Raw genomic sequence first — 13,610 nt, forward strand, 5'->3', positions numbered from 1 at the left:
AAAAGTATCTTTAAAAACTTAATTTCTACTCGATTATTCTGCTTATTAGATTATTCCTACGAAATTAAAATGCATTTTTTGATCCAAATAACACTAAAACTGTTCTTAAGATAATTTTAATGTCTTTCATAATAGATCTCTCTTTGATATAAAGCAAATCCAACTCTACCATCTCAGAAAACCCAATATTACTTCTCCCGCTAACTTGCCACAACCCTGTGCATCCTGGCACTACTAATAGTCTTTGTTTATCATATGGAGTATATTCTGCCACTTCTCGAGGAAGTGGTGGCCTCGGGCCTACTAAACTCATTTCACCCTTCAGCACATTAATCAACTGCGGTAATTCATCTAGACTAGTTTTTCGGATAAACTTACCCACTTTTGTTACTCGTGGATCATCCTTCATCTTAAACATTGCACCTGAAACCTCATTTAAAGCTAATAATTCTTTCAATCGCTCTTCAGCATCAGAAGCCATCGAGCGGAACTTATACATATAAAATTCTCTTCCATCTTTTCCTACTCTTAATTGTTTAAAGAAAACTTTCCCTTTTGGATCTTCTAATTTAATTAAAAGACCAATAATAATAAAAAGGATACTTAGAACAATTAATCCACAAAATGAACCAATGATGTCTATTGATCTTTTCATTACAAGGTAGCTTCGAGCTGTATTTACAGATATATTCTTTTTCTTTTCTAAATACAGAGATTGATCCTTATAAAATTCAGACATCACTATACCACCTATCCCTTAACTTTTTTATGTAGTCTATAGATAACTAATAATAAAATTACAATAACAATTATTATAGCTTCTATTATTAGTTATCTAGTAAATTATATAATTAAAATATTCCTAAAAACTTCTTTCTTTGTATACGCTCTGGAATCTCTTTTATTATATTTTTATCTTCAATTAGTAATTCAGCATTTTCTTTAAAAAGATAAATATAATCCATTCCAAAATTTTCTTTAATCATCTCTAAAGACTCAGCCATTTTAAAAGTGCGATTATGAATATTATGGGCATCTGAAGCAATAAAATGAGTTAAATTATGCTCTATCATCTGTTCCGAAAACTTTTTCACATTTTTCCCAAAGTATCCTACTACACTGGATGCTGTTACTTGAGTCAATGCTCCGTTTTTTACAAACTTATAAAGAAGATCCGGTTTTTCTTGCAATTCTTTGTTTCTTTCAGGGTGTACAATAATTGGAATAATCCCCTCTGTTTGCAATTCATATAATAATCTTTCTGCATATCGTGGTACAGAGGAAGAAGGAAATTCAATGAAAAGATATTTTGTATGATTCAGTGTTAGAACCTCACCCTTATTATAATCTTCTAACACTTCTCCATAAATTCGAACTTCCTGCCCTGGAAGTATATTAAGAGGAAGGTTTTCTTGTTTTAAAACAGCATTTAAGTCATTAACCTTTTCTAGAATGGATGACTTCTCGTTAATATATTGGTTATTCTTATGATGAGGTGTAGCAATAATTGTTGTAATCCCTTCATTAATAGCAGTCTTAGCCATCTCTAAACTATTTTCTAATGTCTGTGCTCCATCATCAATATTCGGTAATATATGACAATGTATATCAATCATCGTGCTACACCTCTCTATTTTTATTCATTTAGTATCTTTCTATCACATTATCAAATAGTAACATTGATCATTTTTTCCGTAAATAGCATATACCGGCGGTATTTTCGATTATATCTTGTTAGATATTAGTTTGTGCCGTAATAATAGTAATTACTATTTTTATCATTCTTTTTATTATTTAATACAACGCCCAATATTTTCCCTGTAGAAGAAGCGAGCTGTTCTTTTGTTTTTACCACAGCATCTTTATCCGCTTTCCCACTACCTACCACTAAAATACTTCCATGACAAAGATTTGCCAGGACTTGAGCATCCGTTACCGCCATAACTGGTGGAGTATCAAATAAGACAATATCAAATTCTTCTAAAGCTTGTTCTAGGAAATAGCTCATGGCTTTTGATCCTAATAACTCAGAGGGATTCGGTGGTATTGGACCGCTTGGAAGAACATATAAATTTTTCTCGTCATACTGGTGAACAGCTTCCATTAACTCCATTTGGTTCGTTAATATAGAGGTCAATCCAGTTGTATTATTTAAATTAAACGTATAATGCACAGTCGGTTTACGTAAATCAGCGTCCACTAGTAACACTGTTTTGCCTTGTTGAGCAAAAACAATTGCTAAGTTAGCAGTTGTGGTTGATTTCCCTTCCCCAGGTCCAGAAGAAGTGACTAAAATAGACCGAATTTCTTCATCTATACTTGAATAAAGGATATTGGTTCGAATATTTCTGTATTGTTCAGAAATAGGTGATTTAGGATCATACTTTGCGATAAGCTTCCTTCTATTATTCAGTCCTAGTCCGCCTTTTTTTGCTCTTTTACTTGCTGCCAAGTAAATCCCCCCTACCTCTTCCTTTTTGAGTGCCTCTTTGTTTTGCTTCAAAACTTTCATCAATTTTTGTAATAGCTCCTAGTACTGGTAACTCTAGTAATTTCTCAATATCTTGTTCTGTTTTTACTGTGTTATCAAGATATTCCAATAGGAACGCTATTCCACCACCTATTATTAATCCAACTATTGCTGCAATTGCAATATTTAATGGTGGATTAGGACTAACAGGAGATTGATTTTCTTGATCTTCTGCTAATGGCAATACAGTGACATTATCGATACTCATAATATTCTTAATTTCTTTTTCGAATACTTCTGCTGTTTTATTTGCAATTTGCAAGGCCACTGTTGGGTCAGCATCTGTGACTGATACAGTCATAACCTGTGAACCTTGTGAACTTTCTACTGTAACTTTACTGTTCAATGTAGACACACTCATATCTAAATCCAATTCGTCTTTTACAATATTTAAGATAGCCGCACTTTTTAAAATAACACTATACGTGTTTATTAATTGTACGTTTGCTTGTACTTCCCCTGAATTTAATACAGCTTTTGAATCATCTTTTGCCTGGTTTACAAGAATTTGTGTCGATGATTTATACTCTGGCGTAATAATAAAATAACTTACAACAGCACTTACTATCATTGCTACTAATGTAATGGAGACAATAAGTGATACTCTTTTCTTTAACGTATCAAATAATTCTTTTAGACTAATAGTTTCTTCCATGACTTCCTCCTAGAAAAATATAAAAACCAAAAATATTATATCATATAACGTTGCATATATTGTCATTTCTTGTCATAATTTTAAATGAAAAGTTTTTACGTGTTTTACTATATCAATTAATTTACATTTTTGATATATATTTTTTTAAAAAGGGAGAAGTTTCCTATCTAATGTACTAATTTGGTAGATTACTAAAAGACTATACTTAAATTTTAGGAGGTTTCAATGAAAGCTATTATTTTATCCATCCTTTCTATTATTCTCGTGGCTATTCTTGTTATTGGGAATATCCATTGGAATATTCGGGAGGACCGTCCTCTATCTAACATCCATCCTACTAAAGAAGCAGATAGTAAAGTAGAAAATAAAGAGAATAAAGACCAGTACTTTAGTCTTGATTACTATATGAGCTTTGCAAAGTCATGGCCAGAAAGTGCACAGAAAGTACTGGAAGAGAAACTTACAGAGAAACAACCCTTTCATATATTATTGGTTGGTTCCGATGAAATTGGTGATCAAGAGCTTGGGTTAATTACACCATTGCAAGAAGCATTAGCTAGTAAATATGATAAATATGTAACAATTGATAGCATTACATATGAAGAAACTTCATCCGATTATGTAAATAATAATGAATATGAATCTATTATCGAACAGAAGCCAGATATGGTTATCTGGGAGCCTTTTTTGTTGAATGATAACGGAGTAGTTGATATTTCTACAACCTTATTGAATGTCAACCAAGTGATTAATGAAACAAAAGATGTCCTGCCAGATGTAACATTTGTTTTAATGCCAGCACATCCCCTGTATAATGCAGGCCTCTATCCTATGCAAGTAAGCGATTTGAAGAAATTTGCTGAATCGAAAGAAATTCCCTATTGGAATCATTGGGAAGCATGGCCTGAGAGCAATGATTTAAAACTTAAAGATTATTACGTTGAGTTAGGTGATAGATCACAAGCAAATGAACAAGGCTTTAAAGTTTGGAGCAGCTATCTGTCTAAAAAACTTATATCAGAATAAATCTTTTCATTAAGCGAGAATTTCTCGCTTTTTTTTTCAAGAAAATAGTTCTGTATAACGCACATGGATAGCATGTTATCACATTTTCTGAATATTTGTAAATATTACTTTACTCCTATCTCTTTCCTGTAAGCGCTACCTAGTTTCTTCTATTATATATATTATTTTACTCAACCTTAAAGGATGTCTGTCTGCTGTAATTGTATGAATAACATAATGAATGAAAATGAAGAACGATGGGAGGATTAAAATCTTTTAGGAGGGATTGCAGGGAAAGTAGGCAGAAAGGGGATTACTTTCCCTTTATCAAAGTTTAACTATGTATCTTTTGATGGCTCTTACGTCTATTTGATCGTTCCTTTACTGCTTGCATTATTATTAAGCATATCCTTTTCAAAATCATCACTAATTAAGTATTCCACGCTTGTTCCTAGTTTAGCCGCTACTTTTTCTAAGAAGTGTAGAGAGGGATTATTTTGTAAGCCTCTGTCGATGTTGCTTAAGTATGTTTTGGATACCTCTGCCTCTTTTGCCAACCTAGATAACGAATAACCTTTTCGCTGACGTAAATATCGAATTCTTTCGCCAATCATTCATTCTCCTCTTTTCCTTTAGGTACTCTTTATTGTAATCAAACCTTCCTCTTTTAATGTTTCCAAGAAGGAACAAACATGCTGCTCGCATTTTCGTTGTGTTACGTCATACTTTTCCATTAAGGTAGCTACCACTCTGTCAATCGAGATTGGCTCCTTTATTAATTCCCAAATATCGCCTCCAATATGGCCTAAATTATAGTATTTGCTATTCGCAATGCTTAACATTACTTTTTCTCCATTCATATCACTCACAATATGTCCTAGGGTTTGCACAACGATCGTCTGTTTATCTATTTGCGTTTGTGTTTTCCTCATTTGTCTTCTTCTCCCTTTTGCTTTGTTAAAATAAGTTCTACCAGTTCATTTACAGTAAAGCGAGATTTCGGCCGCTCGATTTTATAAATAAAGGTACTTTTTAAGAATTTAGATGTGGTTATTAAGTGCCATTCCAATAAACCTAATGGTTGTAGAAAGCTGTTCCGAAAAGTATGCTTATACAATATTTGCAGCCGTTCAAGATTCCGTTTTTCTTTTATTTCAATCTTCTCTCCATCCTTTTTTGTGAGCTCAAAGATGCCTGCCAGCGGGAGACAGCTTGTTTCAAACTGCTGTTCTATCGGCACACTAAATTTCTCTTCTCGATAAGCAATCGGTTTGAAAGAACGATTAGTCATTTCAAACTCATGCAAACTCTCAAGCCATAACTTTTGATAGGGATAGGTAGGGATAACAATTGGATTTCCGCCTTTATTTAATTGGACTGGAATAATGTCGTCACTTATCAATTTATAGCCTTTTTGTAAAAATGCTCTTGCTAATGTGGACTTGCCCGCGCCACAGTCCCCTACAATGGCATATACTTTTCCCTCTATCACAATTCCACTGCCATGAAGAGGAAGAATTCGTTTTTGCATGAGCAGAATACCCATACATGTACCTAATAAATAGAGACGCATTTCATCCATTTTATTTGCCGACAACAACGTGATAGAAATGCTTTCTCCTTTTTCGATTAAGAATATCGCGATATTTGGAACATGGAAGAGAACCATATCCCTCTCTATGACAAAATAGTTATTTGCTTTTGCTTTAGCATTCCAATATTCCCGCAGGTCTTTTTCTTTAATCACTAGTTCTGGAATGGCTTCTACCTTTTCTTCTTTACATAACTCCGGCAGCATGAATTCGCTGTACACATGGCATCCAAAAGCATAATAACGAAATGCGCTTTTTGTTATCATATTTCCCTCCTACACCTTCTTCCTTATCCTTTCAAAAAGAAAAGCCTCAACCTTCTTAGCAGCGAAGGATGGAGGCAGATTGAAAAAATATAACTATTATGTCCTAAAAGTGGAATTGAGCATTAGCTCCAGCCAAGATCAGGGAATGGCGTTCCCGTTTCATACGTTGCATCTAACTTATTGTTATTAAATGGTCCTGCCATCGTTTCTTTAACATCTAAAACTTCTAAGTTCGGCTCTTTCCATTCAAGCTTATTCATCTTATCACCTCCCTTCAAGTTGAAAGATCTAGTATCTTCCTACTCATCCTGCCAATTTTAGCTTCTTTAGAAACCGATACACGATAATGCTTCTGAACAATGCTCGGACATCAGGATCCACTGCGTATTCAGAAATTGCTCCTTTTCCTAACTTATCCAGTCCCCTTTTCAAGCAATTATAATTGATATAAGAAAGAATCACTGGATCTTTTGAAACCTCCCTAGCCTCCTGCAATAGACTCTTCCAATGGGGAATCACTCGATAAAGCCAATCCGTCCCTTGAGCCCCTCTTATTTGCTGATTCAGTCGTATTTCATCAGGCAAATACCCCTCCGTACTTCTTCTTATCAGGGCACGATCCATTCCCTTCTGTACATACTGATCTTCTGGAATAGACAAACAAAAACGAATAACTCGTATATCATTTGTCGGGTCTCGACTGATTAATCCATATTTCAGCGAAAGTTTGGTCATGAATGTATTGGAAGCATTCCAGTGAAATAAGTCATCAAAATGTCTTCTCCTTTGCTCAAATGCGTTTAATTCAGAAAACCATCCTGTTGCATCCATTCCTGCTTCTGCTAATTTCGTATATATTCTTGTTTTCGCTGCAAACTCTGGATTAATCAGCGGCGGCGGCCCTCCCGTTGTATATTTCTTCCTTTGCTGATTTAAAAAAGGAAAAGTTTCTCTAAGCACCATCGCAGCAACCCTTTTCCGCGGTCTTGCAATGTTTTTGCTATATGCTTCCACTTCTTTATAGAGCTTAAGCAATCTACATTGTTTTAGCAGAAGAGGAAAATAATCCTGCACCCCTCCCCACGATATAGACAGGTTTCCGCGATTTCCATTCAGAAGAATACCAATGTCCCGTTTTTGCGCCTCTTCAAAAATCCCCTTAATCCAAAATGAATTTTCAAAAAACTTATAGGGCATTTCCATTATTTCTAAAAATTCGTCTATCTGTTTGTAGGAATCCTTCCCTTCGAAATCCAGATAATGATCCTGCAAACGGCCAATATAATTCACTGTTTTATGTACAAAGGATGATTCATTGGCTACTAAATTCTTCGGACCAAATGGAATAAAATCTTTAGGTGGTATATAGCTAAAAGTATGTAAGCCAGCATCTTCTGGAAGATGTTTGGCTGCTAAGCTGACAACCGATCCTGAATCCAATCCACCACTTAACTGAGACCCCACCTTTTTATGGGTTCTAAGCCTTGCTTGAACAGCTGATTGATAAATCTCCTGAAATGCTTCTACATAGTCATTATCACTAGGTAAATGTATTGGTTTTACTTCCGAGCTTATCTGACTATATCTCTTTACTTTTTTCCTTCCTTTTTCAATTGTGATGCTATGTGATGGCGGCACTTGCTCAATCCCGACAAAAGGCGTAATGGAAGAATCAACCGTATCTACTACCCCAGCAATAGCTAAATATTCAGCTAGCCATTCCTCATTTAACCGTTGCTTAACATTTGGTAATTTCAATAACGATTCTATTATTGTTGAAAAGTAAAACTGCCTATCCTTATACACATAATATAAAGTTCTGCTTCCCGAAAAGTCTCTTGCACCAAATAACTTTTGCTGCCTTTCATCCCAAAGAAAAAAGGCAAAATCTCCAATCAGATATTTCGGGGTTTCTTCCCCCCATTTAAGATAAGCAAGAAGGATTAACTGCGTATCAGAAATAGTTTGCTGCAAGGAACAATCAACCTGCAGGGATTGAAACAATTCCATTCGGTTATCGATAATAGAATCAGAGGTAATTACCACCCCGCTCGTTTTATCGTAATAGGGATTTCTCTCTCCCATTGATTCTGGTGTAATCCACCGTGCATGACAGCCAAGGAAAATATTCATCCTGCTATATACTTGAATATCATCGGAAGGGAATCCTTGAAACCCATTCATTATTTTCCCAGCATACTCCGTTGCTATGTTCGCTTGATTTTCATATAAGATTCCAGCTATACCACTCATTTATTGTACTTCACCTTCATTTATTCTTAATAAAGAACGAAACAGTTAAAAAAATACGAATATTAAGTAGTGTTCCCCCACCTTATTCTTTATTAAGAACATATCATACTAAAGCCTTCCTAGCAATACCTGTTTATAAATTTATCGCGAGATTTTTAAAGGTTATTTCATTCATTATTTGTTTCCATTCTAGAGAGAATCGATAAATATCCTCTTCAACTAGCTCACTGCCAGTCTGTACTTCAATAATTTCCATTGTACTTGTTGCTCTTAAAGCATGCTTTGTTCCTAGAGGTATATGAATAACATCCCCTGACCGAATATGCTGTAGTTGATCATCTAATACCAGGACACCCTCTCCTTTAACAACTGTCCATACCTCACTTCGTTTGTAATGAACTTGATAGCTCAGGTTCTTCCCGGTTTCTACACATATTCTTTTTGTTAAAACTTCATTTCCTTCGAGATATTTCGTGTGTTCTAGCACCTTATACCAGCCCCACCTTCTCTCTTCAAACATAGGTCTTTCTATTAGGTCTTTTAATATTTCCTTCACTTTCAGACTATCCTCTTTATTTGTTACTAAAATACCATCTGGACTTGCCGCCACCACCACATCATCTAAACCAATTAATGTAATAGGAATATCCAACTCATTTACAATATGAGAATTGGTGATCCCTTTACTAACAAAGCCCTTTCCACTAATCGGATTTTGCATTTCCTCTGTTAACGTATTCCAGGTTCCAAGGTCTTTCCAATAGCCCGTATAAGATAAAGCAATTACTTGCTCTGCCTTCTCTGCCACCTCGTAGTCAAAGCTATTATGGGGTAATAGGTGATATTGACTTACTAGTTGTTCATATTGAATAGGGTAGCCTCTTTCCAACAAGATATTAAGCAGATATTCGATTCGGAAAGCAAACACCCCACTGTTCCATAATCCGCCACTTTCTATTAGTCTTTCTGCCTCTTCTCGTCTCGGCTTTTCCTTGAAGGCGGATACTCGGATATAGTTCCTCTTTTCTTCATCATAAGGAACCATATATCCATATTTTTCAGAAGGATAGGTTGGCTGCACTCCTATTAAAGCAAGCTCTGCAGTACTTTCTATCAGCGTTTTCTCAAGCTCTTTTACCTTTGAAAAAAAGTGATTCTCTACAAAAGGGTCAACAGGAAGTATCGCTATCACTTCATGAGGACTGCAGCCTTTAACAGAATATAAATAGACAGCAGCTAGAGCAATTGCTGGAAATGTATCCCTTCTTGTTGGTTCCACCACAATCGGCACTTGTGTTCCCACTTGTATTTGAATCATTTCCACTTGTGATTTACTTGTTGCAATCAGCGAATCCTTAGCAAGATCATTTTTTTCTAGCTGTCCCCATACTCTTTGAACCATCGATTCCTTATTGCCCTCTTCATCGGTTAACACTTTCAGAAACTGCTTTGAACGGGCATCATTGGACAACGGCCATAGACGTTTGCCAGAGCCGCCAGACAATAAAACAAGTTTCAATTTCATCCTCTCCTTTTTGAAATTAAGCCAACGTTTGATTTCCAGCTAATTCTTGGGAAACAAGCATTTTTCTTAACGCTCCCTTTGTTTGCGTCAATTGCTTATATTCTCCTTCTTGTATTACCTTTCCAGATTCCAAGACTAATACCTTATCTGCATTTCGAATCGTTGATAAACGATGAGCAATTACGATTATCGTCATTTTCCCTTTTAATCGATCAATAGCCTGCTGAATCTTCTGTTCATTTTCACTATCTAATGCACTTGTTGCTTCATCTAGTATGAGAATAGCTGGTTTTCTCAAGATGGCCCTCGCCAAAACAAGACGCTGGCGCTCTCCGCCTGAAAGCCTTATTCCTCTATCTCCAATAACCGTATCCAATCCTTCCGGCATCTGTTTAACAAAGTGCTCCGCAGCAGCAAATGACAAAGCTTGCCATAATTCCAGTTCTGTCGCCTTTGGGGCAACCATTAATAAATTATCTCGAATGCTGCTATGAAATAAAAAAGGCTCCTGAGCAACATAACTAATGGAATTCCGATATAACAGTAACTCCTCCTCTGTTAACGATTTTCCGTTTACAAGCAATCTGCCTTTTTCAGGCTGCAGCAAGCCCATTACTAAATCGACTAATGTCGTCTTTCCCGCTCCTGACGGCCCAACTATTGCGGTTGTTTTCTTAAGCGGAAAATGAATATTTACGTTTGTTAGTGTCCAGCCTTCCTGAGATGCTTGATAGCGGAAATAGACATGGTCACATTCTATTGCTTGTTCGAGAATAAACGGCTCCCATTCCCTTGTGCGAAAGGTACTCCATTCTTGGCTTTTGTTACTTTCCGCTTGAACACGCAGAACATGATCTAATGCCGGAAACATGGAAACAATTTGTTCTACATTGCTTTGCAAGGAGGAAAATCGCGGCCATAATCTTGAAAAAATCAAAATAATTACCATAAGCTTCTCTGGCGGCAGTTTAAGAAAGGAAAAAGAAATAGAAACAAAAAGAACAATCAAGAAACCAGCCATCAGTCGATAAATGAATACAGACTTAGCATTTAAGCGAACCAAATTCATCACATTATGGTGTATTAAATGAGACTTAGACTGAAACCAATCAAAGAAAGATGGCTCAAGCATATTGCTTTTCATATCTTTCATTCCACTAAACTGTTCTGTAATTCCTCCAAAGTAATCGTTCATTAACTCTGTTGTTTCTTTGCCGATTGTTTTAGAATTCCTCACGAATTTCCTCATAAAAACACTAAGTAGCCCACCACTAATTAAGACAATGCTTGTTAAGGATGGTGATAAGAGAAAAGCCAGCATTATTTGAACAATAGTAAAAAATACAATGCTGATTAATTGGATAATACTATGTGTTCCCACGCCGACTCGTGATATTTCTGTTGTGAGAATATAGTTAAAATCCGACTTTCTTTTTCTCAGCATGTATTCCCACTTCACTTTGATAAGTGATTCATATGTCTCTAGTCGCAACTGTTTAATAAAGTTCTGCTGGATATCTGTATTTAAAATCGTTTGACTCCGTTGCAGCAAAGCCTGGCCAACTATCAATATAAGATAAATCAATAAGACAGAAGTCAAATTTAGTTGAAAAGGCAGCTTTTCCATTGCTGCTACTATTAAAGTAATAGGAAACAGATCGTTTATCTGCATATTCAACAATCCAATAACAGAAAGCATTGGTATTAAAAGATAAATGCTAATTCCTTCAAGGGCACTTATTAGAATGCTAAGAAAAATATTAAGATACATCTTCGTTCCAGTAACTGCCTGCAGTTTCTTAAAAAAAACAATAAGATTTCTCATTTTCTAAAGTCTCCTAAGTGAAACTTTTTGCTTTAAAATTACTCGCCACAGCCATAAAATCGGTCTTAATGGAAGATAAAGAAAGTGCAATGATTTTGGTAAAGGAAGCACTTCTGCATCCCATGAATTGGCATAGAATTTCCGAATAATGTAAGCTGCCTTCTGCTTAAATGGTTTCATCATAAATAGATACTTTTTTCCTTCCTTATCCCATGTCTTGTCTGGAGGATGAAAAAAGTTGATTCTTTCTCTCATGAATAGAAAAGCCTTTTGTGCAAGTCCCTTCGATTGCTTCTTTATCTTTCTCTGATACCTTTTTGGGCTTAATTGTAGGTTTTCTACTAAATAGAGCGCTTGTTGATAGAGGTGGCAGGCTTGATTTTCCATAAAGACCATTGGAAAACTATTAATATCTTCTTCTCTCCTCAACAGTTGCACAATATCTTCTAGCCACCGAATTCGAAACCAGCCATGACGCGCTCCATGTGTTACAAGATAGTAGAATAATGTTTCCTCTTCTAATGTGTAGAATGTTGTTGTCCCTATAGACACCGTTTTTCGATTATTCCATAAGTCTTCAAAGCTCGGCTCTTTACTAGGACCAGGATGAAGTCTCCAATGCACCTCCACTTTGCAATTTTTCTCTTTATGAAGGAATTCAAGATGATGGTTTCTTTTTTGCCAGTCTTTTAATTTTCGTGGTGGTTCATACTCCATTTCATATCCTTTTGCTCGAAGTATTTCTATCGTCGACTTTAAATCTTGAAAGGAAATCAGAATGTCAAGATCGTTGGAAGTTCTAGAAGATAAGTCTCCGTACAAATAATAGGAAAGAATTGGTCCTTTTAAAGTCAGCATGCGGATCTCATTCTTCGTTAATGCAGTTGAAATATTATCTAGTTCTTTGATCAATTGGAGCATTTTGATTGTATTGTCTTTATATAAACCCTCTACTAGTTTGACTACGTTGTTAGGCAAATAGGGAGAGTCTGTACCAGACAATCTTAAATAGATGGATGGATACACTTTATGAAAATAAACTAACTGAAGAAAATCCTTCCAATCTACCTTTTTATGAAATTCTTCTATCAGTTTTACGGAGTCTTCTTCCTCATTCAATAGCCTTAATAACAACTGCAGTTCATTAGCACAGCTATGCAGATCAATTTCTTCTGATCCCTTCATTCTTTTCACCTCTTTTACTCATACCACCGGCAAATGTATTCACAACGGTGAACCGTTGTTTACCGCGTGCACCTGTCACATAATGAGAACCACTTCTAACCCATGCATGTGCCTCCATTTTGCCTGCTTGGTCCCTAGCAATACCTAGATATAAAGTGGTTGGAATCTTTCTTCTATTTAACATTCTCGTTGCTGCAATTGCTTGGACAAGGCAAGCACTTTCCCAAAATGTATATTTGCTCATCGTCTCAATCGCCAAAGATACATCTTTTATCATCTTTTCATTGCCATTTACCTGAACTTCCGTTTCCATCGATTCTTCGCCCAGACTAGGAGCAACTTTCGCGAATGGCAATAGTTTCAAAAACCTACCTCTTGCCAAAAAAATAAATGCCTCCATCATTAGGCATTTTAGTTTAAAATCCATTTCTATAAATTTCTTGACTTTCCGTATCACTCTAAACATGCTTTTAAATCTACCTTTATTAGTAAATTATCTGCTAATAATTCTGCTAAAAAATATTCTACTTGCTGCTCACATTCTTCTTTTGAAACTTCATAGTCCTCCATTAACATTGCTACGATTTGCTGCTCACTTATCGGATACTTGCAATATTCCCATATCACAGTCCCTATTTCTCCAATCTTGTAATACGTATTATTTTGCTCATTCCATATATACATTTGGCTATTTAATTCTTTACATGTATTTTCTTTATTAACTTGATAAAAACAATCTCTCACTAACTCCTCATTTAATAACATCATCATCGC

The 13,610-nt window shown here is 35.7% G+C and carries 15 protein-coding genes; 1 reads left to right on the forward strand and 14 read right to left on the reverse strand.

What is annotated here, in order from left to right; translation table 11 throughout:
- Positions 1 to 64 precede the first annotated feature (64 nt).
- The 4 genes from C2I06_RS16035 to C2I06_RS16050 all read right to left on the reverse strand — a co-directional run bounded on the left by C2I06_RS16035 (position 65) and on the right by C2I06_RS16050 (position 3,185).
- Positions 65 to 739 carry a sugar transferase gene (locus tag C2I06_RS16035; protein WP_095332671.1) on the reverse strand — a complete coding sequence of 225 codons (675 nt, stop codon included), beginning with the start codon at positions 737 to 739 and terminating at the stop codon, positions 65 to 67.
- A 112-nt stretch (positions 740 to 851) separates the two neighbouring features.
- Positions 852 to 1,616, reverse strand: coding sequence for a tyrosine-protein phosphatase (locus tag C2I06_RS16040; RefSeq protein WP_123258424.1), 765 nt, complete (start codon positions 1,614 to 1,616; stop codon positions 852 to 854).
- A gap of 125 nt (positions 1,617 to 1,741) precedes the next feature.
- On the reverse strand, positions 1,742 to 2,452 hold the full coding sequence (locus C2I06_RS16045) for a CpsD/CapB family tyrosine-protein kinase (RefSeq protein WP_123258425.1): 711 nt from the start codon (positions 2,450 to 2,452) through the stop codon (positions 1,742 to 1,744).
- Positions 2,439 to 3,185: a YveK family protein gene (locus C2I06_RS16050; RefSeq protein WP_123258426.1), complete on the reverse strand. Its 747-nt coding sequence runs from the start codon at positions 3,183 to 3,185 to the stop codon at positions 2,439 to 2,441. The genes C2I06_RS16045 and C2I06_RS16050 overlap by 14 nt, the downstream gene beginning before the upstream one ends.
- A 225-nt stretch (positions 3,186 to 3,410) precedes the next feature.
- Between C2I06_RS16050 and C2I06_RS16055 the strand changes: the two genes are divergently transcribed.
- Positions 3,411 to 4,211 carry a hypothetical protein gene (locus C2I06_RS16055; protein WP_123258427.1) on the forward strand — a complete coding sequence of 267 codons (801 nt, stop codon included), beginning with the start codon at positions 3,411 to 3,413 and terminating at the stop codon, positions 4,209 to 4,211.
- A 344-nt stretch (positions 4,212 to 4,555) separates the two neighbouring features.
- On the opposite strand, the gene C2I06_RS16060 is transcribed toward C2I06_RS16055, so the two are convergent.
- The 10 genes from C2I06_RS16060 to C2I06_RS16105 all read right to left on the reverse strand — a co-directional run bounded on the left by C2I06_RS16060 (position 4,556) and on the right by C2I06_RS16105 (position 13,601).
- Positions 4,556 to 4,804, reverse strand: coding sequence for a helix-turn-helix domain-containing protein (locus tag C2I06_RS16060; protein WP_095332661.1), 249 nt, complete (start codon positions 4,802 to 4,804; stop codon positions 4,556 to 4,558).
- A gap of 18 nt (positions 4,805 to 4,822) precedes the next feature.
- On the reverse strand, positions 4,823 to 5,122 hold the full coding sequence (locus C2I06_RS16065) for a lasso peptide biosynthesis PqqD family chaperone (protein WP_123258428.1): 300 nt from the start codon (positions 5,120 to 5,122) through the stop codon (positions 4,823 to 4,825).
- The gene (locus C2I06_RS16070; protein ID WP_095332657.1) at positions 5,119 to 6,048 is read right to left on the reverse strand and encodes a phosphoenolpyruvate carboxykinase (ATP); all 930 of its coding nucleotides are present in this window, start codon (positions 6,046 to 6,048) and stop codon (positions 5,119 to 5,121) included. The genes C2I06_RS16065 and C2I06_RS16070 overlap by 4 nt, the downstream gene beginning before the upstream one ends.
- Before the next feature lie 122 nt (positions 6,049 to 6,170).
- Positions 6,171 to 6,308, reverse strand: a complete 138-nt coding sequence (locus tag C2I06_RS16075) for a paeninodin family lasso peptide (RefSeq protein WP_123258429.1) — start codon at positions 6,306 to 6,308, stop codon at positions 6,171 to 6,173.
- Between the two features lie 43 nt (positions 6,309 to 6,351).
- Complete coding sequence (locus tag C2I06_RS16080; protein WP_095332655.1) at positions 6,352 to 8,301, reverse strand: asparagine synthase-related protein; 1,950 nt, start codon at positions 8,299 to 8,301, stop codon at positions 6,352 to 6,354.
- A 133-nt stretch (positions 8,302 to 8,434) separates the two neighbouring features.
- Positions 8,435 to 9,820, reverse strand: coding sequence for a sugar phosphate nucleotidyltransferase (locus C2I06_RS16085; RefSeq protein WP_123258430.1), 1,386 nt, complete (start codon positions 9,818 to 9,820; stop codon positions 8,435 to 8,437).
- Positions 9,821 to 9,842: 22 nt separating this feature from the next.
- Positions 9,843 to 11,651 (reverse strand): ABC transporter ATP-binding protein, encoded by a 1,809-nt coding sequence (locus C2I06_RS16090; protein WP_123258431.1) that lies wholly within the window; start codon positions 11,649 to 11,651, stop codon positions 9,843 to 9,845.
- A gap of 3 nt (positions 11,652 to 11,654) precedes the next feature.
- Positions 11,655 to 12,836 carry a nucleotidyltransferase domain-containing protein gene (locus C2I06_RS16095; RefSeq protein ID WP_123258432.1) on the reverse strand — a complete coding sequence of 394 codons (1,182 nt, stop codon included), beginning with the start codon at positions 12,834 to 12,836 and terminating at the stop codon, positions 11,655 to 11,657.
- A complete protein-coding gene (locus tag C2I06_RS16100; protein ID WP_123258433.1) occupies positions 12,814 to 13,302 on the reverse strand; it encodes a lasso peptide biosynthesis B2 protein in 489 nt (162 codons plus the stop codon). Before C2I06_RS16100 ends, C2I06_RS16095 begins: the two co-directional genes overlap by 23 nt.
- Positions 13,290 to 13,601, reverse strand: a complete 312-nt coding sequence (locus tag C2I06_RS16105) for a PqqD family peptide modification chaperone (RefSeq protein WP_163186326.1) — start codon at positions 13,599 to 13,601, stop codon at positions 13,290 to 13,292. Before C2I06_RS16105 ends, C2I06_RS16100 begins: the two co-directional genes overlap by 13 nt.
- Positions 13,602 to 13,610: the final 9 nt, after the last annotated feature.

Source organism: Niallia circulans, from assembly GCF_003726095.1.
Lineage (GTDB): Bacteria > Bacillota > Bacilli > Bacillales > Cytobacillaceae > Niallia > Niallia circulans_A.

What these genes read in the sequence shown, in the direction of transcription:
- C2I06_RS16035 (WP_095332671.1), bottom strand. Translation starts at nt 739, where the DNA reads ATGTCTGAATTTTATAAGGATCAATCTCTGTATTTAGAAAAGAAAAAG.
- C2I06_RS16040 (WP_123258424.1), bottom strand. Translation starts at nt 1,616, where the DNA reads ATGATTGATATACATTGTCATATATTACCGAATATTGATGATGGAGCA.
- C2I06_RS16050 (WP_123258426.1), bottom strand. Translation starts at nt 3,185, where the DNA reads ATGGAAGAAACTATTAGTCTAAAAGAATTATTTGATACGTTAAAGAAA.
- C2I06_RS16055 (WP_123258427.1), top strand. Translation starts at nt 3,411, where the DNA reads ATGAAAGCTATTATTTTATCCATCCTTTCTATTATTCTCGTGGCTATT.
- C2I06_RS16060 (WP_095332661.1), bottom strand. Translation starts at nt 4,804, where the DNA reads ATGATTGGCGAAAGAATTCGATATTTACGTCAGCGAAAAGGTTATTCG.
- C2I06_RS16065 (WP_123258428.1), bottom strand. Translation starts at nt 5,122, where the DNA reads ATGAGGAAAACACAAACGCAAATAGATAAACAGACGATCGTTGTGCAA.
- C2I06_RS16070 (WP_095332657.1), bottom strand. Translation starts at nt 6,048, where the DNA reads ATGATAACAAAAAGCGCATTTCGTTATTATGCTTTTGGATGCCATGTG.
- C2I06_RS16075 (WP_123258429.1), bottom strand. Translation starts at nt 6,308, where the DNA reads ATGAATAAGCTTGAATGGAAAGAGCCGAACTTAGAAGTTTTAGATGTT.
- C2I06_RS16080 (WP_095332655.1), bottom strand. Translation starts at nt 8,301, where the DNA reads ATGAGTGGTATAGCTGGAATCTTATATGAAAATCAAGCGAACATAGCA.
- C2I06_RS16090 (WP_123258431.1), bottom strand. Translation starts at nt 11,651, where the DNA reads ATGAGAAATCTTATTGTTTTTTTTAAGAAACTGCAGGCAGTTACTGGA.
- C2I06_RS16095 (WP_123258432.1), bottom strand. Translation starts at nt 12,836, where the DNA reads ATGAAGGGATCAGAAGAAATTGATCTGCATAGCTGTGCTAATGAACTG.
- C2I06_RS16100 (WP_123258433.1), bottom strand. Translation starts at nt 13,302, where the DNA reads ATGTTTAGAGTGATACGGAAAGTCAAGAAATTTATAGAAATGGATTTT.
- C2I06_RS16105 (WP_163186326.1), bottom strand. Translation starts at nt 13,601, where the DNA reads ATGTTATTAAATGAGGAGTTAGTGAGAGATTGTTTTTATCAAGTTAAT.